At 69.0% G+C, this 23,810-nt stretch carries 23 protein-coding genes; 12 read left to right on the top strand and 11 right to left on the bottom strand.

Annotation, left to right across the window (positions count from 1 at the left end; translation table 11 throughout):
* Positions 1 to 56 precede the first annotated feature (56 nt).
* The gene (locus AC3FMM_RS18215; protein WP_414248858.1) at positions 57 to 1,268 is read right to left on the bottom strand and encodes an acyl-CoA dehydrogenase family protein; all 1,212 of its coding nucleotides are present in this window, start codon (positions 1,266 to 1,268) and stop codon (positions 57 to 59) included.
* A 190-nt stretch (positions 1,269 to 1,458) separates the two neighbouring features.
* Between AC3FMM_RS18215 and AC3FMM_RS18210 the strand changes: the two genes are divergently transcribed.
* The 8 genes from AC3FMM_RS18210 to AC3FMM_RS18175 all read left to right on the top strand — a co-directional run bounded on the left by AC3FMM_RS18210 (position 1,459) and on the right by AC3FMM_RS18175 (position 10,952).
* Positions 1,459 to 2,556 carry an LLM class flavin-dependent oxidoreductase gene (locus tag AC3FMM_RS18210; RefSeq protein ID WP_488687227.1) on the top strand — a complete coding sequence of 366 codons (1,098 nt, stop codon included), beginning with the start codon at positions 1,459 to 1,461 and terminating at the stop codon, positions 2,554 to 2,556.
* A gap of 42 nt (positions 2,557 to 2,598) precedes the next feature.
* Positions 2,599 to 3,612 (top strand): ABC transporter substrate-binding protein, encoded by a 1,014-nt coding sequence (locus AC3FMM_RS18205; protein ID WP_115682771.1) that lies wholly within the window; start codon positions 2,599 to 2,601, stop codon positions 3,610 to 3,612.
* 4 nt (positions 3,613 to 3,616) lie between these two features.
* On the top strand, positions 3,617 to 4,684 hold the full coding sequence (locus AC3FMM_RS18200; RefSeq protein WP_488687226.1) for an ABC transporter permease: 1,068 nt from the start codon (positions 3,617 to 3,619) through the stop codon (positions 4,682 to 4,684).
* Entirely contained in the window at positions 4,678 to 5,556 is an 879-nt protein-coding gene (locus AC3FMM_RS18195; RefSeq protein WP_488687225.1) for an ABC transporter ATP-binding protein, read from the top strand. Before AC3FMM_RS18200 ends, AC3FMM_RS18195 begins: the two co-directional genes overlap by 7 nt.
* 40 nt (positions 5,557 to 5,596) lie before the next feature.
* A complete protein-coding gene (locus tag AC3FMM_RS18190) occupies positions 5,597 to 6,769 on the top strand; it encodes a c-type cytochrome (protein WP_488687224.1) in 1,173 nt (390 codons plus the stop codon).
* A gap of 402 nt (positions 6,770 to 7,171) precedes the next feature.
* Positions 7,172 to 8,938, top strand: a complete 1,767-nt coding sequence (gene xsc, locus AC3FMM_RS18185; RefSeq protein WP_116314808.1) for a sulfoacetaldehyde acetyltransferase — start codon at positions 7,172 to 7,174, stop codon at positions 8,936 to 8,938.
* 215 nt (positions 8,939 to 9,153) lie between these two features.
* Positions 9,154 to 10,185 (top strand): phosphate acetyltransferase, encoded by a 1,032-nt coding sequence (pta, locus tag AC3FMM_RS18180; protein ID WP_488687223.1) that lies wholly within the window; start codon positions 9,154 to 9,156, stop codon positions 10,183 to 10,185.
* A complete protein-coding gene (locus tag AC3FMM_RS18175) occupies positions 10,182 to 10,952 on the top strand; it encodes a sulfite exporter TauE/SafE family protein (protein ID WP_115712958.1) in 771 nt (256 codons plus the stop codon). The genes pta and AC3FMM_RS18175 overlap by 4 nt, the downstream gene beginning before the upstream one ends.
* Before the next feature lie 27 nt (positions 10,953 to 10,979).
* Here the strand turns inward: AC3FMM_RS18175 and AC3FMM_RS18170 are convergent, their stop codons facing one another.
* The 10 genes from AC3FMM_RS18170 to AC3FMM_RS18125 all read right to left on the bottom strand — a co-directional run bounded on the left by AC3FMM_RS18170 (position 10,980) and on the right by AC3FMM_RS18125 (position 20,794).
* Entirely contained in the window at positions 10,980 to 12,284 is a 1,305-nt protein-coding gene (locus AC3FMM_RS18170) for an MFS transporter (protein ID WP_115682779.1), read from the bottom strand.
* A gap of 45 nt (positions 12,285 to 12,329) precedes the next feature.
* The gene (locus AC3FMM_RS18165) at positions 12,330 to 13,823 is read right to left on the bottom strand and encodes an amidase (protein WP_488687222.1); all 1,494 of its coding nucleotides are present in this window, start codon (positions 13,821 to 13,823) and stop codon (positions 12,330 to 12,332) included.
* Between the two features lie 253 nt (positions 13,824 to 14,076).
* On the bottom strand, positions 14,077 to 14,253 hold the full coding sequence (locus AC3FMM_RS18160; RefSeq protein ID WP_172583656.1) for a hypothetical protein: 177 nt from the start codon (positions 14,251 to 14,253) through the stop codon (positions 14,077 to 14,079).
* A 164-nt stretch (positions 14,254 to 14,417) separates the two neighbouring features.
* Entirely contained in the window at positions 14,418 to 15,128 is a 711-nt protein-coding gene (locus AC3FMM_RS18155) for a GntR family transcriptional regulator (RefSeq protein ID WP_115712955.1), read from the bottom strand.
* A 70-nt stretch (positions 15,129 to 15,198) separates the two neighbouring features.
* Positions 15,199 to 16,200 (bottom strand): 2Fe-2S iron-sulfur cluster-binding protein, encoded by a 1,002-nt coding sequence (locus AC3FMM_RS18150; protein ID WP_488687221.1) that lies wholly within the window; start codon positions 16,198 to 16,200, stop codon positions 15,199 to 15,201.
* 21 nt (positions 16,201 to 16,221) lie between these two features.
* Entirely contained in the window at positions 16,222 to 16,701 is a 480-nt protein-coding gene (locus tag AC3FMM_RS18145; RefSeq protein ID WP_488687220.1) for a GlcG/HbpS family heme-binding protein, read from the bottom strand.
* A 27-nt stretch (positions 16,702 to 16,728) separates the two neighbouring features.
* Positions 16,729 to 18,174: an aldehyde dehydrogenase family protein gene (locus tag AC3FMM_RS18140; protein ID WP_488687219.1), complete on the bottom strand. Its 1,446-nt coding sequence runs from the start codon at positions 18,172 to 18,174 to the stop codon at positions 16,729 to 16,731.
* Positions 18,175 to 18,199: 25 nt separating this feature from the next.
* Entirely contained in the window at positions 18,200 to 18,931 is a 732-nt protein-coding gene (locus AC3FMM_RS18135; RefSeq protein ID WP_115682785.1) for an iron-containing redox enzyme family protein, read from the bottom strand.
* 171 nt (positions 18,932 to 19,102) lie between these two features.
* Entirely contained in the window at positions 19,103 to 20,035 is a 933-nt protein-coding gene (locus AC3FMM_RS18130; protein ID WP_488687218.1) for an ornithine cyclodeaminase family protein, read from the bottom strand.
* A gap of 63 nt (positions 20,036 to 20,098) precedes the next feature.
* Positions 20,099 to 20,794 carry a sulfite exporter TauE/SafE family protein gene (locus AC3FMM_RS18125; RefSeq protein WP_116314809.1) on the bottom strand — a complete coding sequence of 232 codons (696 nt, stop codon included), beginning with the start codon at positions 20,792 to 20,794 and terminating at the stop codon, positions 20,099 to 20,101.
* Positions 20,795 to 21,184: 390 nt separating this feature from the next.
* Here AC3FMM_RS18125 and AC3FMM_RS18120 point away from each other — a divergent pair, with 390 nt between their 5' ends.
* The 4 genes from AC3FMM_RS18120 to AC3FMM_RS18105 all read left to right on the top strand — a co-directional run bounded on the left by AC3FMM_RS18120 (position 21,185) and on the right by AC3FMM_RS18105 (position 23,801).
* Positions 21,185 to 22,723: a hypothetical protein gene (locus AC3FMM_RS18120; protein ID WP_488687217.1), complete on the top strand. Its 1,539-nt coding sequence runs from the start codon at positions 21,185 to 21,187 to the stop codon at positions 22,721 to 22,723.
* 61 nt (positions 22,724 to 22,784) lie between these two features.
* Complete coding sequence (locus tag AC3FMM_RS18115) at positions 22,785 to 23,120, top strand: 2Fe-2S iron-sulfur cluster-binding protein (protein WP_111517151.1); 336 nt, start codon at positions 22,785 to 22,787, stop codon at positions 23,118 to 23,120.
* A 1-nt stretch (position 23,121) separates the two neighbouring features.
* Complete coding sequence (locus tag AC3FMM_RS18110) at positions 23,122 to 23,439, top strand: ferredoxin (protein WP_326347257.1); 318 nt, start codon at positions 23,122 to 23,124, stop codon at positions 23,437 to 23,439.
* 32 nt (positions 23,440 to 23,471) lie between these two features.
* Entirely contained in the window at positions 23,472 to 23,801 is a 330-nt protein-coding gene (locus AC3FMM_RS18105) for a 2Fe-2S iron-sulfur cluster-binding protein (RefSeq protein ID WP_115682790.1), read from the top strand.
* The last annotated feature ends 9 nt before the right edge of the window (positions 23,802 to 23,810 follow it).

The following is a 23,810-nucleotide window of genomic DNA, read 5'->3' as shown; positions in this document are numbered from 1 at the left end:
TGCGCCCTCTGCGGGGCGCTGGCCCCGCAAACATAGCACGGCGGGCGCGGTGGCGCTTACACGCCAAGTTGCGCGCGCCCGGCGGCGAGCAGGATCGAATCGTTCTGCGGCGTATGGATGCGGCTGCACAGCACGTCGCGATAGTGGCGCTCGAGCGGGTGGTTGCGGCTCAGCCCGTGGTTGCCCGACAGCTGCAGCGCCAGCTCCGCCGCGCGGATGGCATTGCCGGTCACGGTGAACTTCAGCAGGCCGCTGTCGGCAATGGCCGGCGGCTCGCCCGCGTCGGTGCGCGCCGCGGCGTCGTCGAGCAACACCTGGTTGACGCGCAGCAGCGCGGCGATCTCGCCGACGGCCTCCTGCACGCGCGGCAGCGTGGCCAGCGGCGCGCCCAGGCTGCCGGGCGCGCGCTCGCGCACGAAGTCGTTGAGCCAGGCGGATGCGGCGCGCGCCACCGCGTCATAGAGGCTGCCCAGCAGCACCACCATCCAGGCCTGCTGGTCGGCGTTGGCGTCAGCGTCCGCCTGGCTGGCGCCGGCCGGCGCCCACGCCGATGGCGCACGGATATCGACGGCGTGGTCCGGCGGAATCCAGACGTTGTCGAGTACGGTCTCGTGGCTGCCCGAGGCGCGCAGGCCAAGGTGGTTCCAGTTCTCGACGATGCGCACGCCGGCGATACCAGCCGCGGGCCCCGGCACCAGGAACACGCCCACGCGCGGCTGCGGCTCGTCGGTGCGCGCCCACACCGCGAGCCAGCGCAAGGCCGGGATGCCGGTGCTGTACAGCTTGCGGCCGCTGATGCGCCAGCCGTCGGCCACGCGCGTCGCCACCGTGGCCGGCAGGCCGCCGCGCGCGGGCGAGCCCAGTTGCGGTTCCACGCGCAGCGAGTTGATCAGGGCGCCCTCCTGCACCGCGCTGGCGAAGACCTGCTCGCGCAGCGCCGCCGGCCAGTGCGAATCGGTGCGCGCAATGGCGCGATGCTGCAGGTAGGTCATGGTCAGCACCAGCGCGGTCGCGGCGTCGCCGCCGGCCAGCGCGGCCACGATGCGGCGCGCCTGCGCCAGGCCCGCGCCGCCGCCACCGTGCGCGCGCGGCACCACCTGCGCGATCAGGCCATGGTCGTGCAGCAGCACGAAGTTGTCGTGCGGGAAGCTGGCCGCGGCATCGTGCGCGCCGGCGTCGCCGGCAAAGCGCGTCGACAGCGCCGCCAGCGACTCGCCAAGGCGCGCATCGCTGCCTGGCAGCCGGCGCAGGGCAGACGTCGAAGACATGGAACAGGACTCCGGAAAAGATCAGCGCAGTGCGCATCGAATGCCGCCTAGCGTAGCGCCGCCGTGGCCCGGCGAAAACGATGCTTATTGAATATGGAGCGTCGTTTTTATTCGTTAGCGAAGCCGCGCCGCTGTCGTACTTTCTGCCTCAGCCCAATCCCGCCCGACACCGACTTCCAGGAGAACGCATATGAGCGTCGATTTCATCGGCATGATCCAGAGCCAGAAGCAATCCGAGATCCATCCCCCGTCAGGTCCGGTGATCGATCGCAACTACGTGCGCGCGTTTGCCCAGGCCCATGAACAGGCCGGATTCGACCGCATCCTGGTGCCGCACCACTCCACCGGACCATCGGCGACGCTGACCATCGCCTACGCCGCCAGCGTGACCGAGCGCATCCATTTCATGCTGGCGCATCGCCCCGGCTTTACCGCGCCGACGCTGGCCGCGCGCCAGATCGCCACGCTCGACCAGTTCAGCGGCGGCCGCCTGGGCGTGCATGTCATCTCCGGCGGCTCGGACAGCGAGCAGCAGCGCGACGGCGACTTCCTCGACCATGACCAGCGCTATGCGCGCACCGACGAGTACCTGCACATCCTGCGCCGGATCTGGACCGAGGCCAGGCCGTTCGACCATGAAGGCGAGTTCTACCGCTTTACCCAGGGCTTCTCCGAGGTCAAGCCCGCGCAGCAGCCGCATGTGCCGATCTATTTCGGCGGCGCCTCGGTCGCCGCGCTGGCGGTCGCGGGCAAGCATGCCGACGTCTACGCGCTGTGGGGCGAATCGCTCGACCAGGTGCGCGAGCTGACCGCACGCGTGCGCGCCGAAGCCGCGCGCCACGGCCGCACGGTGCGCTTCTCGGTATCGTTCCGCCCGATCCTGGCCGATACCGAGGACAAGGCCTGGGCCCGCGCCGACCGCATCCTGGAACGCACCCGCGCACTGCGCGTACAGGCCGGCTACAGCCGCGGCGGCCCGCAGCAGAGCGAGGGGGCGCGCCGCCTGCTCGCGGCGGCCGAGCAAGGCGACCGCGTGGACCAGCGCCTGTGGACCGCGATCGCGCGCGAGACCGGCGGGCGTTCCAACTCCACCGCGCTGGTCGGCACGCCCGAGCAGGTCGCGCAGGCGCTGCTGGCCTACTACGAACTGGGCGTCACCACCTTCCTGATCCGCGGCTTCGATCCGCTCGAAGACGCCGTCGACTACGGCCGCGAACTGATCCCGCGCGTGCGTGCCTTGGTGGCGCAGCACGACGCCGCGCAAGGGACACAGCGCCAGGCCGCCTGAGCGCATCCCCACCCCACCACACCACGAAGACGGGAATCCCACATGAGCCAGAACCTTAACCATGCCGACCCGCGCCGACGCCGCGTGCTGCGGCTTGCCGGCGCCGCGGCCGTGGCCGCGCCCGCGCTGATCCTTGGCCGGCAAGCCTGGTCGGCGCCGCGCAAGCTGACCTTTGCCTGGAACCAGAATTCCTTTTGCCTGACGCCGGTCGTGGTGGCGCAGGAGAAAGGCTTCTTCGAGAAGAACGGCCTGCAGGTCGACCTGATCAACTACAGCGGCTCGACCGACCAGTTGCTGGAATCGATCGCCACCGGCAAGGCCGACGCCGCGGTCGGCATGATCCACCGCTGGCTCAAGCCGCTCGAAGCCGGCTTCGACGTCAAGATCATCGGCAGCTCGCACGGGGGCTGCGTGCGGCTGGTGGGGGCGAAGGCCGCGGGGGTCACCACGCTGCAGCAACTGAAGGGCAAGACCGTCGGCGTCAGCGACCTGGCGGCGCCGGGCAAGCACTTCTTCACCATCCTGCTGGCCAAGCACGGCATCGACCCCGACAAGGACGTCACCTGGCGCCAGTATCCGGCCGACCTGCTGGGCGTGGCGGTCGACAAGGGCGAGATCCAGGCCATCGCCGACGGCGACCCCAATCTCTACCTGCTGGAAAAGCGCACCAACGGCGCCTACGTGGAACTGGCCACCAACCTCACCGGCGAATACGCGCGCAAGGTCTGCTGCGTGGTCGGCGCGCGCGGCGAACTGGTGCGCAACGATCGCCCCGCGGCGACGTCGCTGGCGCGCGCCATCGTGCAGGCCACCGACTATGTCAACGAGAATCCCAACGAGGCCGCGAAGGTGTTCGCCAAGTACTCGCCCAAGATCAATCCGGACGACCTGCGCAAGCTCTACGCCACGCTGACCTATACCCACCACCCGACCGGCGTCGACCTGCGCGACGAGATCGCCTTCTATGCCGACGATTTCCGCCGCATCGGCGTGCTGAAGAAGTCCACCGATGCCAAACGCCTGGCGCAGCATGTCTACGCCAACGTGCTGGGGTAATGCCATGACCACAAGCCAAAGCGCGCTCGAGCCTGGCCTCGGGCGCCAGCCCTCTGCGGCGCCCGCATCGCACGCGACCGCAGCCGCAGCCGCATCCAGCCACGCCGGCCCGATCTGGGCCACCGGCATCCTCGCCGCGCTGGCGTGGGCCGCGTTTGGTGCGCTGACATGGCAATGGCCCAACCAGGCCGTGGGCTTCAGCGACTGGGCCTATACCGCGGAACTGGGCATCGCCGCGCTGGCCGGCGCGGTCTTGCTGGCCGTGGTGGCGCTGGCCGGCCAGCGGGCCCGGACCGCGCAACGCCCACTGGCGGCGTTGCGCACCGCCGGGCCGTGGCTGGTGGCGCTGCCCGTCGCGCTGTCGGCCTGGGAAATCCTGACCGCCAAGACCGCGATCCTGCCCACGCCCTTCTTCGCGCCGCCGCAAGCGCTGATCGAGGTGTACGCGGACGACTGGCCGCGGCTGGGCGAGAGTGCGCTGAACACGCTGAAACTGCTGGGGCTGGGCGTCGCATACGGCGGACTCGCGGGCTTCCTGGTGGGCGTGTCGATCGGCTGGTCGCGCCGCATCGGCTACTGGGTGCATCCGGTGCTGCGCGTGCTGGGGCCGCTGCCCTCGACCGCGCTGCTGCCGCTGACCTTCTACTTCTTCCCGTCGAGCTATTCCGCCGCGGTGTTCCTGATCGCGCTGGCCACGGCGTTCCCGGTCGCGGTGCTGACGTGGTCGGGCGTGGCCGGCGTCAACAAGAGCTATTACGACGTCGCGCGCACGCTGGGCGCCTCGGGCTGGTTCCTGGTGCTGCGCGTGGCGATCCCGGCGGCGCTGCCGCAGGTGTTCGTCGGCCTGTTCATGGGGCTCGGCGCTTCGTTCTCGGTCCTGGTCACCGCGGAAATGATGGGCGTGAAGTCGGGCCTGGGCTGGTACCTGACCTGGGCCCAGGGCTGGGCCTCGTACGTGAACATGTATGCGGCGCTGATCGTGATGGCGCTGCTGTTCTCGGGCGTGATCACGCTGCTGTTCGCCGCGCGCGACCGGGTGTTGTCGTGGCAAAAGGGGACGGTGAAATGGTGAGCGTGGTGGAGCGGTTGAAGGCATCGGGGTCTTTTCCGCGCTTGAAGAAGGCTCCCCTCTCCCGCAAGCGGGAGAGGGGAGTTAACGCAGCGGCAGGTGAGGACTCGACAGCCCGAACTGGCGCCCGTATCGATATCCGGCAGGTCAGCCACTGGTTCGGCCATGGCAACGAGCGGCTGCAGGTCCTTGACGATGTCAGCCTCGACGTCGCGCCGGGGGAATTCGTCGCCCTGCTCGGCCCCAGCGGCTGCGGCAAGTCCACGCTGCTGCGGCTGGTCGCGGGCCTGGAGCAGCCCACGTCGGGAGACATCCTGCAGGACGGCGTGCCGATTACCGAGCCGGACCCGTCGCGCATCGTGGTGTTCCAGGATCCCACGCTGTACCCGTGGCGCCGTGTCTGGGACAACGTCGCGCTCGGGCTGCAGGCGCAGGGCATCCTCGCGCAGCAGCGCCATCGCGTCGACGACGCCTTGCGCCGGGTCGGGCTGGAATCGTTCGCGCGCGCCTTCCCGCACCAGCTGTCCGGCGGCATGGCGCAGCGCGTGGCACTGGCGCGCGCGCTGGTCAACGATCCGCGGCTGCTGGTGCTGGACGAGCCGCTGGGCAAGCTCGATTCACTGACGCGGCTGGCAATGCAGAGCGACCTGGTCGAGCTGTGGCAGCGCTCGCGCTTCTCGGCGCTGCTGGTCACGCACGACGTGGAAGAGGCGCTGTTCCTGGCGCAGCGCGTCATCGTGTTCAGCCAGCGCCCCGCGCGCATCGCGGCCGAGATCCGCGTCGACCTTCCCTATCCCCGACATCGCGGCGATCCGCGCCTGACCGCGTTGCGCCATGAGGCGTTGCGCCACCTGGGACTCGACGCCAGCTGGTAATGCAACGCATGGCGCCGACCTTCCGCGCGCGGGCCGGCCAATGAGCGGCCCGCCGCCGCAGGCATGGCTGAATGCGCTGCTGGTGCTGGTCGAGGCACTGCAGCGCGGCCTGCTCTGGCTCTGGCATGCGCTGGGCCTGACCGGCGACAGCCACGGCCAGCCCGCCTGGCCATGGGCGCGGCGCATCGCCGGCGAGACCCTGCTGATCGACCTCGGCCTTGCCCGCCAGGTCGGCCTGACCCTGTGCGCCGTGGCCGTCGCCGTGCTGGCCATGGCGCTGGCGCTCACCTGGCGTCGCCGCCGCGGCGTGCTGGTGGCGGCCGGCGCGCTGGCGCTGGCAGCGGCTCCGTGGCCCAGCGCATCGCTGCTGCTGGTGCCAGCCGCGCCCACCAGCTTCCACGCCAGCCCGGCACGGTTTTCCGTCGACACCATCGCCCTCGGCGCGCGCGTCTATGCACAGCATTGCGCCGCCTGCCACGGCACCGACGGGCGCGGCGAAGGACCGCTCGCCGCCAGCCTGGCGGTGTGGCCGCCCACGCTGGCCGGTCCGCTGCTGGCACGGCGCGCCGACGGCGAGCTGTTCTGGCACGTGCTGGCCGGCATGCGCGACCGCCACGGACAGCCCACCATGCCCGCCTTCCGTGACCGGCTTGGCGACGGCGAGGCCTGGGCCGTGATCGACTACATGAAGGCGCTCTCGGCCGGCAGCGGCAGCGCGGGCAATTGGCCCGTGCCGCTGCAACTGCCGGAGATGGCGGTCCGTTGCCCCGGCGCCGCGCCGGTGGCCCTGTCTGCATGGCGCGGCGGGCAGCGCGTGCGGCTGGTGGCGGTTGACGGCACCACCGCGCTGCCGTTCGACGATCCCCGTTTCCTGACCGTGCTGCTCACGCCCGACGGCCGCCCCCCAGCGCAAGTGCCACGCTTCCGGGCCGGCTGCACCGCGGCCTCGGCGCAGGCCTGGCAGGCCGTCGCGGCGATCTCCGGCCAGGCGCCCACGGACCTGGCCGGCACGCAGCTGCTGGCCGACCGCGCCGGCTGGCTGCGGGCCCGCGGCATTCCCGGCCGGGCCTGGTCCGACGCCGACCTGGTCTGCGTCTCCGGCCCGGCGGCCGCCGCTCCACGCCCGTCCGCCGGCGCCGACGGCCTGACAACGCTGTTGCTGCGCATGGACGCCGAGCCGGTGCGCTTCGTCAAGGGCGGCTTCATTCACTGAGCCGCCGTCACCGGGCCGCACCGTTCGCGTGCGGTCCATCTGATTGACCTTCCCGCTTTTTTTCTACAACCACCGCTGGGCCTCGTTGCGCCGACCGATGGCTGCCTGGGCGTCGACTGCCGCATTCCAGCCCCAATAAATGCCGAATGAGGCACCAGGCCCAACGCTTCGTCTCGATTTTTTGTTATTTTCATTCCGTAAATCAAAACTTTCTATTGACCAACGGAAGTCTTCCGCCTACATTTCCCCCAACAAGCAATTTTCCGGAACGCCATGTTCCACTTTATAACACCTTCATCAGGAGACAACGCCATGCGCGACCTCGAAACCACCTCGAATCCCGCCGTTTCCGGTGGCTCGGCCGCCGCGAAGGACGGCCAGGTGCCGGCCGGCCCGCAGACCATGACCCCGTCCGAAGCCTTCGTCGAAACGCTGGCCGCCAACGGCGTGACCGACATGTTCGGCATCATGGGCTCGGCCTTCATGGACGCGATGGACATCTTCGCGCCGGCAGGCATCCGCCTGATCCCGGTGGTGCACGAGCAAGGCGCCGGCCACATGGCCGACGGCTACGCCCGCGTGTCGGGCCGCCACGGCGTGGTGATCGGCCAGAACGGTCCCGGCATCTCCAACTGCGTGACCTCGATCGCCGCCGCCTACTGGGCCCACAGCCCGGTGGTGATCGTCACCCCGGAAGCCGGCACCATGGGTATCGGCCTGGGCGGCTTCCAGGAGGCCAACCAGCTGCCGATGTTCCAGGAGTTCACCAAGTACCAGGGCCACGTCACCAACCCGGCGCGCATGGCCGAGTTCACCGCGCGCTGCTTCGACCGCGCCAAGGCCGAGATGGGCCCGACCCAGCTGAACATCCCGCGCGACCACTTCTACGGCAAGATCACCGCCGAGATTCCGAAGCCGCAGAACCTTGACCGCGGCCCCGGCGGCGAGCAGAGCCTGAACGAAGCGGCCGAGCTGCTGGCCAACGCCAAGTTCCCGGTGATCATCTCGGGTGGCGGCGTGGTGATGGCCGATGCCATCGAGGAATGCAAGGCGCTGGCCGAGCGCCTCGGTGCACCGGTGGTCAACAGCTACCTGCACAACGACTCGTTCCCGGCCAGCCACCCGCTGTGGTGCGGCCCGCTGGGCTACCAGGGCTCGAAGGCGGCGATGAAGCTGATCTCGCGCGCCGACGTGGTGGTGGCGCTGGGCTCGCGCCTGGGGCCGTTCGGCACGCTGCCGCAGCACGGCATGGACTACTGGCCCAAGACCGCCAAGATCATCCAGATCGACGCCGATCACAAGATGCTGGGCCTGGTGAAGAAGATCTCGGTCGGCATCTGCGGCGACGCCAAGGCCGCCGCGATCGCGCTGACCCAGCGCCTGGCCGGGCGCACGCTCGCCTGCGATGCGACCCGCGACGGCCGTGCCACCGAAATCGCCAACGAGAAGGCAGCGTGGGAGAAGGAGCTGGACGACTGGACCCACGAGCGCGACCCGTACTCGCTCGACATGATCGAAGAGCAGAAGAACGAGCGCACGCCCACCGGCGGCCACTACCTGCATCCGCGCCAGGTGCTGCGCGAGCTGGAAAAGGCCATGCCGGAAGATGTGATGGTGTCCACCGATATCGGCAACATCAACTCGGTGGCCAACAGCTACCTGCGCTTCGAGAAGCCGCGCAGCTTCTTCGCGGCGATGAGCTGGGGCAACTGCGGCTACGCCTTCCCCACCATCATCGGCGCCAAGGTCGCGGCGCCGCATCGCCCGGCCGTGTCGTACGCCGGTGACGGCGCCTGGGGCATGAGCCTGATGGAAACCATGACCTGCGTGCGCCACAACATCCCGGTGACCGCGGTGGTGTTCCACAACCGCCAGTGGGGCGCGGAGAAGAAGAACCAGGTGGACTTCTACAACCGCCGCTTCGTCGCGGGCGAGCTCGACAACCAGAGCTTCGCCGAGATCGCCAAGGCGATGGGCGCGGAAGGCATCGTGGTGGATCGCCTGGAAGACGTGGGCCCGGCACTGAAGCGCGCCATCGACCTGCAGATGAACCACGGCAAGACCACCATCATCGAGATCATGTGCACCCGCGAACTGGGCGACCCGTTCCGCCGCGATGCGCTGGCCAAGCCGGTGCGTTACCTGGACAAGTACAAGGACTACGTCTGATCAAAGTCGGACCCTGTCGATATCGATTGGGTGCTCCCTCTCCCGCATGCGGGAGAGGGCCGGGGTGAGGGTGGGCGCAACCACGAAGTGAAGCGCCTCGCATAGCCACCGCCTGCCCTCACCCCCTGCCCCTCTCCCGCGAGCGGGAGAGGGGAGCAAACCACCAGCATGACAAGGGCTCCGGCCCTTTTTTCAGTTTCACCGAGCCAACCACCATGAAACCCATCCTCCGCATCATCGACCGCGCCCGCGCCGCGCCCCGCCGCATCGTGCTGTGCGAGGCCGACGACCCGCGCGTCCTGCGGGCCGCGCAGCGCGCCACGCAGGAAGGCATCGCGCGCATCGTGCTGGTTGGCGACCCGCGCCAGATCAACGCCGCCGCGGCCATCCACGGCATCGCGCTCGACGGCATGACGCTGGTCGACCCCGCCACCTCGGCGCTGACGCCCTCCTTCGCCCAGCAGCTCTTCGCGCTGCGCCAGAAAAAGGGCATGACGCTCGACGACGCAAAGCGCGCCGTGCTGGACCCGCTGTGCTTTGCCAACCTGATGGTGCGCCTCGGCCATGCCGACGGCTCGGTCGCGGGCGCCGCCCACACCACCGCCGACGTCGTGCGCAACGCGATCCAGCTGATCGGGCTGGCCCCCGGCTTCCGGCTGGTGTCGAGCTTCTTCCTGATGATGCTGTGCGAGCCCTTCCACACCCTCAAGGGCGGTCTGATCTTCTCCGACTGCGGACTGGTGGTCGACCCGGATGCCGAGGCCCTGGCCGATATCGCCATGGCCGCCGCCGACAGCGCGCGCGCCCTGCTGAATGACGAGCCGCGCGTGGCGATGCTGTCGTTCTCGACCAGCGGCAGCGCACACCATGCCGCCGTGGACAAGGTCGTGGCCGCCACCGAACGCGTGCGCGCGCAGCGCCCCGGCCTGGCCATCGACGGCGACGTGCAGCTCGATGCCGCCATCGTCGCCGAGATCGCCGCGCGCAAGGTCGCGCATTCGCAGGTGAACGGCCACGCCAACGTGCTGGTGTTCCCCAGCCTGGAGGCCGGCAATATCGGCTACAAGCTGGCCGAGCGCGTCGGCGGCGCCAAGGCCATCGGCCCGATGCTGCAGGGACTGAACAAGCCGGCCAATGACCTCTCGCGCGGCTGCAGCGCCGACGACGTCTTCCATGTGATCGCCGTCACCGTGATCCAGGCGCAAGCCAGCGCGGAAACGGCCACCAAGGGCGAGCAGGCGGCATGAAGGCAGAACTGTTGTTGCCGCTGCTGGGCCTGCAGGCCCTGCTCGGTGCCGGCACCTATTTCCAGACGGTGACCGGCTTTGGCCTCGGCATGATCGTGATGGGCGCCACCAGCGGCCTGGGCCTGGCCCCCGTAGCCACCGTGGCCGCCGTGGTCAGCCTGGTGACGCTGGCCAACAGCGCCTGCGCGCTGCCCGGCAAGTTCCAGCATATCGACTGGCGCGCCGTGGGCGCGGCGGCGATCGGCATCCTGCCTTCGGTGCTGGTCGGCGTGCTGGTGCTGGAATACCTGAGCAGTACCGCCGCCACCCTGCTGCAGCTGCTGCTTGGCGCGGTGATCCTGTATGGCGGCCTGAGCGCCGCCTTCAAGCCCGAGCCGCTGCCGCAACGTTCCGGCGACGGCAGCTTCTTCATGAGCGGCGTTTTCGGCGGCTTGCTGAGCGGCATGTTCGGCGTCTCGGGGCCGCCGCTGATCTTCCAGTTCTACCGACAGCCGATGAAGCCGGTGGAAATCCGCTGCGCGCTGATCCTGGTGTTTACCGTGACCTCGTCCGTGCGCACGCTGTTCTCGGCCTGGCAGGGGCAACTGGACGCCGCGATCTGTCTGCAGGCCGCGATCGGGGTGCCGGTGGTGGTGCTTGCCACGCTGCTCGGGCGGCGCTTTCCGCCGCCGTTCTCGCCGACCACGACGCGGCGGGTCGCGTTCGGGGTGCTGATCGGGATCGGGGTTAGTTTGATGCTGCCGGCGATATCGGCGTGGGTGCGCTGAGGTGCCGGCAGCGTCCTCCCTTCGCTCTCAGGCCACCGTCCCCGCCGGCCGCCCCAGCGGCGCCGCATCTTCCTTGCCGCCACTGCCGCCGGCCTGCTCCAGGTCCATGCCGGTGGTTTCGGGCAACAGTGCCGCGGCCACCACCACCATCGCATAGCCGACGCCCGCGACGATCGCGATCGCGGTCGGCAGCGAGGTGTGGCCCGAGCTGAGCCACCCCACCGACAGCGGGAACAGCGAGCCGATCACGCGGCCGGCGTTGTACGAGACGCCGTACCCCGTCGCGCGGATATCGTTGGGATAGGATTCGGCGATGGTTGCGCCGATGCCGGCGAACACACCCTGCATCAGCACGCCCAGCGGGAAGCCGAGGAACAGCATGGATGTATTGGACACCGGGATCACCATGTAGACCAGCGCGGCGATGAACGCCCCCGCCGCGAAGACGATGTACGTAAGCCGCCGGCCCCAGCGGTCGGTGGCATAGGCGCCCGCCACGTAGCCGGCCAGTGAGCCGATGATGGTGACCGTCAGGTAGGAACTGGTGCCGAACACCGACAGGCCGCGCTCGGTCTTGAGAAAGGTGGGCAGCCACGTGGCAATGGCGTAGTACGCCCCCAGCATGCCGCCGGACAGCAGGCTGCACAGCAGCGTCTTGGCCAGCAGCGGCCCGCGGAACAGCCGGCCCAGCCCGGCCAGCGCCGAGCCGTGGTGGCCGGCGGCGCGGCTCTTCAGGAAGATCTCGGGCTCCTCCAGGTTGCGGCGCAGGTAGATCACCACCAGCGCCGGCAGGATGCCGAGGAAGAAGCAGACGCGCCATGCCGTCTCCGCCGGCAGCACGCTGAACGTGATGGCATATACGATCGCCGCCGCGCCCCAGCCAAAGGAGTAGCTGCTCGCGGTGAAACCCGAGTATTTGCCGCGGTGTGCCGGGTTGCGGATCATCTCGGTCACCAGCACCATGCACAGCGACGACTCGCCGCCGAACCCCAGTCCCTGAATCATGCGGAATACCATCAGCTGCTCCGGCGACTGCGCCAGCCCGCACAGGAAGCACGCGCCCGCGAACACGATAATGGTCCAGCGCAGCACGCGCACGCGGCCGTAGCGATCGGCCAGGATGCCGGCTCCGATGGCCCCGACCAGAGATGACACCAGCGTCCAGGTGACGATCGCCCCCGCCGTCGATTTGCTCATGCCCCACTGCCCCAGCAGCGTGGAAATGAGGAAGGAATAAATCATGAAGTCGAACACGTCGACGGCATGCCCCAGGAACGCGCCATAGAATCCCTTGCGCTCCATGCGCGACAAATCACGGAACCAATCGAACATGATCCCCTCCCCAGTGGTGTGTGATGTGTTTGTGGTCGGTTGTAATCAGGTGTGGTGCGCCGCCGGCAAGGCGGTCGGCCGCGGCGGCCGGTAGGCATAGCCTGCTTCCTCCAGCAGGCAGGCAAAACGCAAGGCGGTGAGATCCCGGTAGCGGCCGGCGACGATCTGCACGCCCACCGGCAGGCCGCCGGCACCGGGGCCGATCGGCGCCACGGCGGATGGCAGGCCGCACAGACCCGAGTGGCCGGCCCAGAACAACTGCGTGGTCATCGGCTGCGGGGCCCCGTTGACGCTAAGCGTGCGCTGCCACGGCTCGCCGGCCTCGTCGAGCGCAAACGCCGTGGTGGCGGCGGCCGGGCACAGCAGCACGTCGTAGCGGGTGAAGAAGCTGCGCCATGCAGCGGCAAAGCGTTCGCGCGCCACCTGCAGGCGCAGCCAGTCGCGGTGGCGCAGCGTCGCGCCGGTGTACTGCAGGGTCGCGTAGTCGCGGTCGCCGGCGGTGGCGGTGGCGCTGCGGGCCAGCGCATCGGCGAAGGCCGTGTCATCCATGTGCACCGAGGTGGTGGCGCGCAGCAGCGTCACGTAGGCATGCCACAACTCGCCGGCGTCGAAGTCCGGCCGTTCATGCCAGCCGACGTGGGCACCTTGCTCCGCCAGCCAGTGGCCCAGCTGCCCGATCTGCGTGGCGACCTCGCCGTCCGCTTCGGCCTGGGCATGGGTGGGCAACACGGCGATGCGGAAGTCGGCGAGCCGGCGGTGCGGGCATTGCGGCCACTGCAGGCGGTATGGCAGCGCGTCGTCACCGTCCGGGCCCGCGATCACGCGCAATACCGGTTCCAGGTCGCGCGCGCTGCGCGCCAGCGGGCCGGCGACATTGATGTCCTGCTCGCCGAAGCGCGCGGCACCGGTGCCGTGGCCGGCTAGCGGCACCAGCCCGTGGCTGGGCTTGAGCGAGAAAATGCCGCAGTAGTGCGCCGGATTGCGCAGCGACGAACCGATGTCGGAACCCACGTCGAAGAACGACAGGCCGGCGCACACCGCCGCGGCGCTGCCGCCGGACGAGCCGCCCGGCGTGCGCGCCGGATCGTGCGGGTTGCGCGTGGTGCCGTAGATCGCGTTGTAGCTCTGCCAGTCACGCAGGCCAAGCGGGACATTGGTCTTGCCGAGCAAGATCGCGCCAGCATCGCGCAGCCGCTGTACCACCACCGCGTCGCGCCCGGCCACGTGCCCACGCAGGGCCGGATTGCCGCAGGTGGTCGGCCAGCCGGCGACATCGAACGACTCCTTGACCGAGAACGGCACGCCGTCGAGCACGCCGCGTGCCTGGCCGGCACGGCGGCGCCGGTCGCTGTCGCGCGCGGCCGCGCGCGCCGCGTCGAAATCCGACAGCACCATCGCATTGATGATGCCGTGCCATTGCCTCTGCGCCGCCTCGCACGCGTCCACCAATTGCTCCGCAGACACCGTGCCGTCGGCAAGCCGCTGCGCCACCTCCCATAGCGGCGGAAATCCGCCAGTCGTCCAGTCGGGCAGGTTCACATCGGCTCCTTGTCGTTATCCGCGCCGTTCGGCGCGGTGGGGGCGTATGAGGGGCTCACGCGTACTTCGGCTGCGTTGGTATACTATATTCCGTATCGCGCGCAGTGCAAGGACAATGCGCGCGGGCACCCGCGAGCGGTGTGCGCAAGTTTTGGATGACAGGAGAGGATGGCCCGCAGAACGCGTGCCAAGGAGGAAGGCCGGAACAGCCAGAACGCGCAGCGGAGCTCCGCCGCGCGTCAGTCAGCAAGGATCAGCAATGCCCGCGGCGCGGGGCGCGGCCGCCCAGCGCGCGGAAGAAGCGGCCGATATCGCGCAGCCGCAGCGGCACCAGAGGGGTGGCATGGCGCACCGCATCGCGGGCGGCAAAGTGGCCGAGCAACTGCTGGCCGACGGGTTGCGAAAGGTAGCGTTGTTCGGAGGACTGCATGGCAAATCTCGTGACCTTGAATGACTACAGTATACACTCAATTGGTGCAGTGCGTCATATCAGGGCACATCATGCCCTGCTCAAGGGCATCCATGCATGCGGAGCCGGGATGGGCCACGCTTCGGTACCACGACGGGACAACCAGGAGAAGGCAGCCGGAGCGTTCAGGCTGCCTGCGCCGCGCTGCCCTGCCCTTCCACCGGCAGGTCAGCCGCCTTGGCGGCGCTGTAGACATGGCGCGCGGCCAGCAGGGCCGCCAAATCGGCGTCGCCGGCGATGACCGCCTGCAGGATCTGCGCGTGCTCGTCCCAGTTCTGGCGCGCGCGCACCACGTTGGCCGGGCCGAACAGCACCGCGGTGCGCTCGCGCAGCGAACGCATCATTTCCTGCAGCACACTGTTTGCCGCGATGGTGCCGAGCACTTCATGGAAGCGCGTATTGAGCGCCAGCAGTTCATCCGCGCGGCCCTGCGCCGCGGCCTCCATGCCCTGCCGCAATACGGTTTCCAGCTCCGCCACCAGCGCCGGGTCGCGCCGCTGCGCGGCGAGCTTGGCGTTGAGGCCCTCCAGCGTGGCGCGAACTTCGACCATCTCGCGCGCAATCACCGGCGACAGGCTGGCCACGGTCGCGCCGCGGCGCGGCTCGATCACCACCAGCCCTTCGCTGGCGAGCGCGCGCAGCGCCTCGCGCACCGGGATGCGCGATACACCGAGTTCCGCCGAGAGCTTGTTCTCCACCAGTCGTTCGCCCGGAGCGTATTTGCCGTTCAGGATGCCTTCGCGCAGCTTGTCGGTAACAAGGGCGAACAGCGGCGAGTGGCTGGCACCGAGGCTCAGCGGCTCGGCGGGCGCGGCAGGAGGCGGAGTGAGGGACATGGGTCGGCAGAGGCGTAAGCGGAAAGGCTGGCGTCATTGTATACCAGCCATTTATGCATACCGCCATGTCTTAACAAGGGTGCTGGAACGTGAAGCTGTCGGCGTAGAGGTGGTCGGGACTGGCGCCATGCGCAATAAAGGCGGCACGCGCGTCACGAATCATGTCGGGCGAACCGCACAGGTAGATCGCATGATCGCTGAGGTCGCCCAGGTCGGCCAGCGCCGCGTCATGCACATAACCGCGCCGGCCCTGCCAGTCCGCGCCGGCGCGCGACAGTACCGGCGCGTAACGGAACTCGTAGAGCCGTTCGCCCCAGGCCGGGATCTCGCCGTGCAGGTACAGGTCCTGCGCCTGCCGCATGCCCCAGTACAACGACACCGGCGGGCAGTCGGGATCGTCCATCAGCGATTCCAGGATTGCCTTGATCGGCGCCAGGCCGGTGCCCGTGGCCACCATCAGCAGCGGCCGGTAGTCGCTCTCGCGGTAGAAGAAGGTGCCCAGCGGCAACTCGACCTCGATCGCATCGCCGGCGCGCATGCGCGGCAGGATGCCATCGGTAAAGGCGCCGCCGGGAATGCGCCGCACGTGCAGGTCGATGCGCCCGTCGCGCGGCACCGAAGCCATCGAGAAGCTGCGCGCGAGCCCGTCAGCGCTCAACAGCTTCAAATACTGGCCGGGCCGGTAGTCCAGCGCACCCGCGCCGGGCACCTCCAGCTCGACGTGCATGACGTCGGCCGACAACGCGCGCAGCGCCCGCACCACCGCGCGATGCCGCGCCGGTTCGGCGCAGGCCTCGTCGTCGCGCGCCGTGCTGATGACCAGGTCGGCCTGCGGCTGCGCCTGGCACGCCAGCGCGTAACCGGCAGCGCCTTCGTCGGGGGCCAGGCCGAACGGTTCCTCGTCGTAGCGCACCTGTCCGTCGAGCAGCCGGATGCGGCAGGTGCCGCAGCCGCCCAGCTGGCAGTCGTGGCGCAAGGCAACGCCGGCGCGCTGCGCGGCCTGCAGCAGCGTCTCGCCGCGCTCGACAAAGAAGACCTGCTCCGTTTCGGCGATCTGGATGCGGTACGACATGGAACCTCCCGGCAAGCGTGCTTACTTCTTGATGTCGGCCTGCACCAGCACCTTCAGGTCCTGCGGTGCCAGCAGTTCGGCCAGCGCCTGCAGCGCGGCCAGGCCGGCCTGCGTGTCCTGCTCGCCATTGCCGCCGGACAGGCCGATGCCGCCGATCACTTCGTCGTCAACCACGATCGGGAAGCCGCCCACAAAAGCGGCGAACTTGCCCTCGAAGCTCCACTGGATGCCGAAGGCCTCGTTGCCCGGCAGCGCCGGACCGTTCGGCGGCGTAGTGAACAGATGCGTCGAGCGCTTGTGGCCCGCGGCGGTGAACGCCTTGTTCCACGCAATCTGGGGCCCGGTGATGCGGGCGCCGTCCATGCGCTCGAGCGCGAGCGGATAACCGCCCTCGTCGACCACGCAGATCGACTCCAGCACGCCGATCTCTTCCGAGCGCCGGATCGCGGCGGCAACCATGTGGCGCGCTTCGCGCAACTCCAGCTTGATGGCTTGCTTCATCTCTGTGACTCCTTGCGACGGCCGGGCTCAGGCGCCCCGGTAGACCGTCTTGACTTGCGTATAGAACTCCAGCCCGGTGCGGCCCGACTCGCGGAAGGTCGAGGTGCTCGACCGCTTGACCCCGCCGAACGGCGCATTGACCAGGTTGCCGGTGGTGGTGCGGTTGATCTTGACCGTGCCCGCCTCGATGTCGTTGGCGAAGTGGTGGATGTAGCGCGGGTCGCTGGTGACAATGGCCGCGGCCAGGCCGTACTCGGTATCGTTGGCCTTGGCGATGGCGTCGGCGTAGCCGGTGAAGCCGATGATGGCGATCACCGGGCCGAAGATCTCCTCGCCCGCGATCCGCATCTGCTGCGTCACGTCGGTGAATACCGTCGGCGCGACGTAGTAGCCCTGGTCGAACTCCCCGCCGGTCAGGCGCATGCCGCCACAGCGCAGCGTCGCCTCGGACTTGCCGATGTCGATGTAGCGCAGCACGGTTTCCAGTTGCTTTTGCGAGGCCAGCGGCCCCAGATCCATGCCCGGCGTCATGCCGCTGCCGACCTTGAGCGTTGCGACCTTCGCCAGCAGGCGTTCGGTATAGGCGGCCTTCACGGATTCGTCCACCAGCACGCGGCTGGTGCCGGTGCAGGCCTGCCCCGACAGCGAGAAGCCGCCCTTGATGGTCAGGTCGACGGCGCGGTCCAGGTCGGCGTCTTCCATCACGACCAGCGGATTCTTGCCGCCGAGTTCCATCTGCGTGCGCGTGGTCAGCGGCGCCGCGCGGTGGATCTGCTCGCCGGCGCGCGACGACCCGGTGAACGAGATCGCGCGCACCGCAGGCGCTTCGGTGATGGCTGCGCCGATCTCGGCGGCGCTGCCGGTGATGAAGTTCAGCACGCCCTTGGGCAGCCCGGCCTTGACCAGCGCCTCGGCCAGCCGGTAGCCCGACAGCGGCGCCTCGGACGACGGCTTGAACACCACCGTGTTGCCGGTCACCAGCGCCGGCGCGATCTTGCGCGCGGGGATCGATAGCGGGAAATTCCACGGCGCGATCACCGTCACCACGCCCAGCGGCTCGCGCTGGCTGTAGACGAGCTGGTCGGGATCGTCGTTGGGAAACACCTCGCCGGTAAAGGTCTGCCCTTCCACGGCATAGAAGCGCAGCGTCTGCGCCGAGCGCAGGACCTCGTCGCGCGCCAGCGCCAGCGCCTTGCCTTCCTCGCGGGTCAGCTCGGCGGCGATGCTGTCGGCATTGGCCTCCAGGTGCTCCGCCGCGCGGTTGAGGATGGCGGCGCGCTTGCCGACCGGCGTCTTTTTCCAGCCGGAAAAGGCCGCTGCCGCGGCGGCCACGGCGGCTTGCCCGTCCACCGCGGACGAGGCCTGGAAGCGGCCCACCACGTCGGCGGTGTCGGCGGGGTTGACGTTGTCGAAGGTCCGGCCCGACTGGCAGGCCGTCCATTCGCCGTCGATATGGTTCAAGAACACAGTCATCGTCGGTCCCGTTGCGTGGCGCTGCTCAGGCCGCCATGTCCAGTTCGGGCAGCGGCAGCTCTTGCTCGACGTAGTCGTGATAGAGCGCGGTGGTGTACAGCAGCCGCATTTGCGCGCCGATCTCGCAGATCTTCAGGCAGCGCTGCTGCAGTTCCGGCGTATTGGCGTGCTCCAGCACGATCTGGTAGCCGCGCTCGCCGTGGATCTCGTCCGAGACGATATGCAGGTCGAAGAACTCGACCTCTTCGTCGGTGAACTGGTATTTGTCGCGCAGCGTCGGCGTCTGCTTGCGGTAGATCGACGGGACCTGCGATTCCAGGCCCACCACCAGGCCGGCCACGGCCACGATCGGATCCTCGCGCATCGCCACCGCGTAGCACCAGCTCTGCAGGCCGCGCGTGGTGGGCGACATGTTGTCCGGGTCGAGCACGCGTTCGCGGGTGGTGCCGCAGGCTTCGGCAAAACGGATCAGCAGGTCGGTGTGGCGGTCGCCGCCGATCTCCTCCTCGTACATATTGGCCAGCAGGAAATCCTTGGCCTCGGTGTAGCGGTCCGGCGTGCGCGCATAGATATAGCCAAGGTAATCCGCGAACGGTCCGACGTAGTGGTAGTGGTTTTCGGCCCAGCGCGCGAGATGGGCACGGGTCAGCTTGCCGCTGGCCCAGGCCACGCTGAACGGCGCCTGGTTGGCGCTCTTGCCCTTGATCGCTTGTTCGAGGGCGGCTCGGAATGCTTCGCGGTTCATCAGTTCGGCCATAACGGGACTCCTTGGTGTCGAGGGGACGATGCAGTGGGTCGGAATGTCGGAATCCAGTTCGCTTCGAAGTTGTTCCGGCATGTTTGTATACTATATACATTCATTCGGCGACGGCAAGGGATCTGTTGACTCCCACCTCAGTGTTTACCCGCGAGCGTTGGCGCGCGAGGATCAGCCGGCGCGGCGCTCCGCCTCGCCCGCGATACGCGACCACGCGTATCCCGCCAGCGCGACGTCTTCCAGCCCCACGCCGACCGACTTGTAGATCACGATGTCGTCATCGCGCTGTCGCGGCGACACCTTGCCGGTGACAACGTCGGCCAGTTCGACGATTTTTTCCGGCGGCAGCGCGCCGGGACCGGCCAGCACGATATCGCCGGCCTCGCGGGTCGATTGCGGCCGCCACTCCACCACCACGGCGGCGGCGCGGCGCAGCGCGGTGTCGTCCAGTTCGCGCGTATGGGGCAGGCTGGAGCCGATCGCGGCGACGAAGGCGCCTGGCCGGATCGCCGCCCCCGCAAACAGCGGCGTGGTCGCGCGCGAGGCCGTGACGATGATGTCGGCCTCGGCCACCGCGGCATCGGGCTCGGCCAGCGCAACCGGAATGCCGCACTGCGCCGACAGCCGTTCCGGCATGCCGGCGTCGGCATGCGGATCGGACACCAGGATGCGCTCGAGCCCGAGCGTGGCGCTGAGCTGGCGCGCGTGCTGCGCGCCCTGCGTGCCGGCACCGAACAGGGCCAGCGTGCGCGCGCCGGCGCGGGCCAGCCGCTGCGCCGCCAGCGTGGTGCAGGCGGCAGTGCGCAGCCGCGTGATGGCGCCGGCGTCGAACGAAGCCAGCGGGCGGCCGTCGTCGGTGGAGAAAATCAGGATGACGAAGGAGAACTGGCCGTTGATGGTGGTGTAGATCTTGGCCCCGGCCACGCCCTGCTGTGGAATCACCGCACCCAGCGTCGACAGCTTGACCCCGCCCGCCTCGGTGCGTATCCGCGCCTGCATCGCGGCATCGCCGCGTCCGAACCTGGAAAAGGCGGACGCCATGACGTCGAGGGCCGCTTCCGGCGTGACATGGGCATCGATCATGGCATCAGTGATGTGCTGCATGGAAACTCCGCTGGTGGGTTAGTTGGCAAAGCGAGAAGGTCCGTGGCGTGTGGGCACGCCGTCTCAGGCAAATGCCGCGCGGCCGAGCACGCCCAGCGCGCCGGCCGCGCACAGGCCCAGCAGCAAGCGGCGCACGGCGTGGGCGGAAACGCGCCCGCGCAGCCGGTTCGACAGCGCAAAGCCGGCCACCAGGAACGGCGCGAGCGCCAGTGCCAGTAAAAGCTGCGGCATGCCGAAGCGCCCGGCCAGCGTCAGCATGGCCAGCGACAGCACGGCGCCGCCCGAGAGGATGGTGCCCATGGTTGCGCGCATCGGCGCGGGCGCCATGTGCTGCATGACCAGCGCGAACGGCGGCGCGCCGGCCGAAGTGATGGTCCCCATGAAGCCGGACAGCGTGCCGGCGATCACCACGTTGCGCGGGCCCGGCAACAAGCGCCAGCCAAGCAGGCTCAGCGCCACCGCGGCCAGGATCGACAGCGAGAACAGCACCGCCAGCGGCCCCGGCGCCAGCCAGGCGATGGTCAGCACCGCTGCCGCGCCGCCGACGGCCCGCCCCACCAGCGCAAAGCCGGCCACAGGCCAGACGATGGCTTCGCGCTCGCGCAGCGCGCCCATCAGCGACAGGCAGCAACCCATCGCCAGCAGCGGTCCCGGCACCAGTTCCGGAAAAAAGATCGCGCCGAGCGGCGCGCACAGCATGGCAAAGCCGATCCCGCCCACGCCTTGCAGGCACGCGCCGACCAGGACGAGCGCCCCCATCCACAGGTAATCCGGAGCGGAAAGGCCTGGAGGCAGAAGCATCAGGAAGGCGGCGGGCATGGCGTCGGTCATAGGCAGGGAACAGCATGGCGGCGGGACGGCTGGCGCGCATCTCTCCGGTTTTTACTGGGCTGCATCGGTATACAGTCTACATATTGCCCCGATCGCCGGCAACGTATGGACGGACGATGCACCATCGTACAGCACTAGGCAGCCCTGAAAAGCCCAATAAATGTGCGGCTCACAGGCACATTGCACCGACCCGGAATGCGCGTAAGTCCCGATGAAAAATCGCTTGGCGCGCAACAAGCATGGAATATAGTATACCGCCACGGCCCCACGCAGTCCCATGGAACCGCCCCCAAACCCCTCCGCCCCCAGGGAGTCTTCATGTCACAACAAGTCGTGATCGGTGCCGCGCACTGGATCTATCTGTCAGGGGTAGCAGTCATCGTGCTGACGATGATCCTGCGCGCCAATGTCGTCGTCCCCTCGATCGTAGGTACCGCCCTGGTCGTGTTTGCGCTGACCGGCAGCCCGGTGTCGGCGCTGGCCGGGGTGTTCTCGGCCAGCCTGGTCGCCGCGCGCGAGCTGTTCAACATCTTCCTGGTGATCGCCTTCATGACGGCGCTGCTCAATGCGCTCAAGACGCTGCGCTCGGACATCCGCATGGTCGAGCCCTTCCGCGTGGTGATGAAGAACGGGCATTCCGCGTTCTTTATCCTGGCCGGCATCACCTACGTGATCTCGCTGTTCTTCTGGCCGACGCCGGCGGTGCCGCTGGTATCGGCCATCCTGCTGCCGGCCGCGATCGCAGCGGGGCTGCCGCCGCTGGCGGGGGCGATGGCGATTGCCATCGCCGGACAAGGCATGGCGCTGTCGTCGGACTACGTGATCGGGGTCGCGCCCGGCATCAGCGCCAAGGCCGCCGGCGCGGCGGTCAGCGCCGCGGTGGTGGCCGACCGCGCGCTGGCGCTGTCGCTGATCACCGGCGGCATTGCGCTGTGCCTGGCCTACCTGTCGATGCGCAAGCACATCGTGCCGGCCAGCGGCACGCTGCTCGACCGCTGGCAGGCGCGCGCCGGCGGCAGCGCCGAAGCCATCGACGGCGGCATCACCTTCGACAAGGCCGAGATCGCGAAGGGCACCGCCCACGCCGAACCGCTCGTCACCGACAGCAATATCGAAGCCAGCCTGTCGATGGTCGCACTGCGGCGGGTGAAGTGGTCCAAGTGCTTTGCCATCGTGACGCCGCTGGCCTTCCTCGCCGTGGTCGCCGTGATGGTGCTGCCCAAGCTGGGCGCCGGCGTGCAGGACCTGAAGGGCGGCGAGGCCGCCGCGCTGGTGGGCGGGGTCGCCGTGGTGCTGATGATGCTCGTGACGCTGGCCGCGGAAGGCCCGCGCCGCATGCTGGACGTCTGCCCGGAGCACATCACCGACGGCTTCGTCTTCGCCTTCAAGGCGATGGGCTCGGTGCTGCCGATCGCGGGCTTCTTCTTCGTCGGCGCCGGCGAGACCGCGGCGCACATCCTGGGCCTGCCGCCGGGCAAGGCGCCCAGCCTGCTGTTCGAGCTGATCCAGGCGTACCAGCACCTGATCCCCGACAACCACATGCTGGTCGCCTTTGGCGTGCTGCTGGTCGGCATGATCACCGGCATCGACGGCTCCGGCTTCGCCGGCCTGCCGCTGACCGGCACGCTGGCCGGCGCACTGGGGCCGGTGGTCGGCTTCGACCCCGCCACGCTGGCGGCGGTCGGCCAGATGGGCGCGGTCTGGACCGGCGGCGGCACGCTGGTGGCGTGGTCGTCGCTGATCGCGGTGGCCGGCTTTGCCCGCGTGCCGGTGCTCGAAGCGGTGCGCGCGCTGCTGATCCCGGTGCTGATCGGGCTGGCCTGCTCCACCGTGGCCGCAATGGTGCTGTGGTCGTAGGCGGACGCGGCACCGCGACGAATTTCCCTGACCTGTTTCGCGACCTTTGCCCAGACCAACGATGCCAAAAGTCATCCTGCACAAGTTCGGCCAGACCTTTACCGACGAGGTCGGCCCCAACACCAACCTGGTGGTCCGCGCCGGCATCCGGCAGTTCCCCTACCCCAACCTGCGCTACGAATGCGGCATGGGCAAGTGCTCGAAGTGCGCGTGCCGCGTGATCGCCGGCGCCGAGCACCTGCCGCCGCCCAACTGGAAGGAAAAGAAGCAGCTTGGCGAACGGCTCGAACAGGGCTACCGGCTGGCCTGCCAGCTGTGGATCGAGCATGACATCGAACTGGCCCAGGACGATGTGCCGGCCGCGGCCGCGCTGGCCGGGGCAAGCGCGGGGGCCTGACATGTTCGTGCTGCTGACCAGCCGCCCCGGCCAGTTCCGTACCGAGCCCACCGACGGCATGACCGTCGTCGAGGCCTACGACTACGTCTTCTACGGCAAGCCCACCGCCCGCTTCGTCATTGCCGAGCTGGCCGCCGATACCAGGGTCCGCATACAGGAGGAAGCGCCGCCCGGCATCGTCAACCTGGTCTCGACCCGTTTCCTCGACAAGTACGCCACGCTCGAAGCCGCCCGCGACGCGCTGCGCCAGCTGGCCAGCTTCGGCAGCATGGATATCGCCTTAGTAGCCGTGCCGGTTGCCGCGGACGGCCGCTCCTGAAGCCTTACACCTGCCGCCAGGCATCTATCGCCATGATCCAGATCACCTTCCTCACCAACCACGGCAAGACCGTCACGGCACCGGCCAACAGCAACCTGCTGCGCGTGTCGCTGCGCGAACAGGGCGGCATCCCGTTCAAATGCGGCGGCGGCCTGTGCGGCACCTGCAAATGCCGCATCGAGCAAGGCCGCGAGCATACCGATGCGGTCAAGCCGAAGGAGCGGAAGCTGCTGACGGAAGCGGAGCTGGCCGATGGCTTCCGGCTGGCATGCCAGACCTTCATGGCCGGCGATGTCGCGGTCTCGTGGCAGCCGAAGGCGATGGCCGGGCGGCCGCAGCCGGCCGCCGCCAGCGGCGAATAAGCGGGCGCC

The organism is Cupriavidus sp. 207A1 (assembly GCF_057798955.1).
This window is presented reverse-complemented; position numbering and strand designations above follow the sequence as displayed.

Bases quoted from the DNA above. Each gene is read 5' to 3' on its own strand.
- AC3FMM_RS18215 (WP_414248858.1), bottom strand. From the start codon at position 1,268: ATGTCTTCGACGTCTGCCCTGCGCCGGCTGCCAGGCAGCGATGCGCGC.
- AC3FMM_RS18210 (WP_488687227.1), top strand. From the start codon at position 1,459: ATGAGCGTCGATTTCATCGGCATGATCCAGAGCCAGAAGCAATCCGAG.
- AC3FMM_RS18205 (WP_115682771.1), top strand. From the start codon at position 2,599: ATGAGCCAGAACCTTAACCATGCCGACCCGCGCCGACGCCGCGTGCTG.
- AC3FMM_RS18200 (WP_488687226.1), top strand. From the start codon at position 3,617: ATGACCACAAGCCAAAGCGCGCTCGAGCCTGGCCTCGGGCGCCAGCCC.
- AC3FMM_RS18195 (WP_488687225.1), top strand. From the start codon at position 4,678: ATGGTGAGCGTGGTGGAGCGGTTGAAGGCATCGGGGTCTTTTCCGCGC.
- AC3FMM_RS18190 (WP_488687224.1), top strand. From the start codon at position 5,597: ATGAGCGGCCCGCCGCCGCAGGCATGGCTGAATGCGCTGCTGGTGCTG.
- xsc (WP_116314808.1), top strand. From the start codon at position 7,172: ATGACCCCGTCCGAAGCCTTCGTCGAAACGCTGGCCGCCAACGGCGTG.
- pta (WP_488687223.1), top strand. From the start codon at position 9,154: ATGAAACCCATCCTCCGCATCATCGACCGCGCCCGCGCCGCGCCCCGC.
- AC3FMM_RS18175 (WP_115712958.1), top strand. From the start codon at position 10,182: ATGAAGGCAGAACTGTTGTTGCCGCTGCTGGGCCTGCAGGCCCTGCTC.
- AC3FMM_RS18170 (WP_115682779.1), bottom strand. From the start codon at position 12,284: ATGTTCGATTGGTTCCGTGATTTGTCGCGCATGGAGCGCAAGGGATTC.
- AC3FMM_RS18160 (WP_172583656.1), bottom strand. From the start codon at position 14,253: ATGCAGTCCTCCGAACAACGCTACCTTTCGCAACCCGTCGGCCAGCAG.
- AC3FMM_RS18155 (WP_115712955.1), bottom strand. From the start codon at position 15,128: ATGTCCCTCACTCCGCCTCCTGCCGCGCCCGCCGAGCCGCTGAGCCTC.
- AC3FMM_RS18150 (WP_488687221.1), bottom strand. From the start codon at position 16,200: ATGTCGTACCGCATCCAGATCGCCGAAACGGAGCAGGTCTTCTTTGTC.
- AC3FMM_RS18145 (WP_488687220.1), bottom strand. From the start codon at position 16,701: ATGAAGCAAGCCATCAAGCTGGAGTTGCGCGAAGCGCGCCACATGGTT.
- AC3FMM_RS18140 (WP_488687219.1), bottom strand. From the start codon at position 18,174: ATGACTGTGTTCTTGAACCATATCGACGGCGAATGGACGGCCTGCCAG.
- AC3FMM_RS18135 (WP_115682785.1), bottom strand. From the start codon at position 18,931: ATGGCCGAACTGATGAACCGCGAAGCATTCCGAGCCGCCCTCGAACAA.
- AC3FMM_RS18130 (WP_488687218.1), bottom strand. From the start codon at position 20,035: ATGCAGCACATCACTGATGCCATGATCGATGCCCATGTCACGCCGGAA.
- AC3FMM_RS18125 (WP_116314809.1), bottom strand. From the start codon at position 20,794: ATGGGGGCGCTCGTCCTGGTCGGCGCGTGCCTGCAAGGCGTGGGCGGG.
- AC3FMM_RS18120 (WP_488687217.1), top strand. From the start codon at position 21,185: ATGTCACAACAAGTCGTGATCGGTGCCGCGCACTGGATCTATCTGTCA.
- AC3FMM_RS18115 (WP_111517151.1), top strand. From the start codon at position 22,785: ATGCCAAAAGTCATCCTGCACAAGTTCGGCCAGACCTTTACCGACGAG.
- AC3FMM_RS18110 (WP_326347257.1), top strand. From the start codon at position 23,122: ATGTTCGTGCTGCTGACCAGCCGCCCCGGCCAGTTCCGTACCGAGCCC.
- AC3FMM_RS18105 (WP_115682790.1), top strand. From the start codon at position 23,472: ATGATCCAGATCACCTTCCTCACCAACCACGGCAAGACCGTCACGGCA.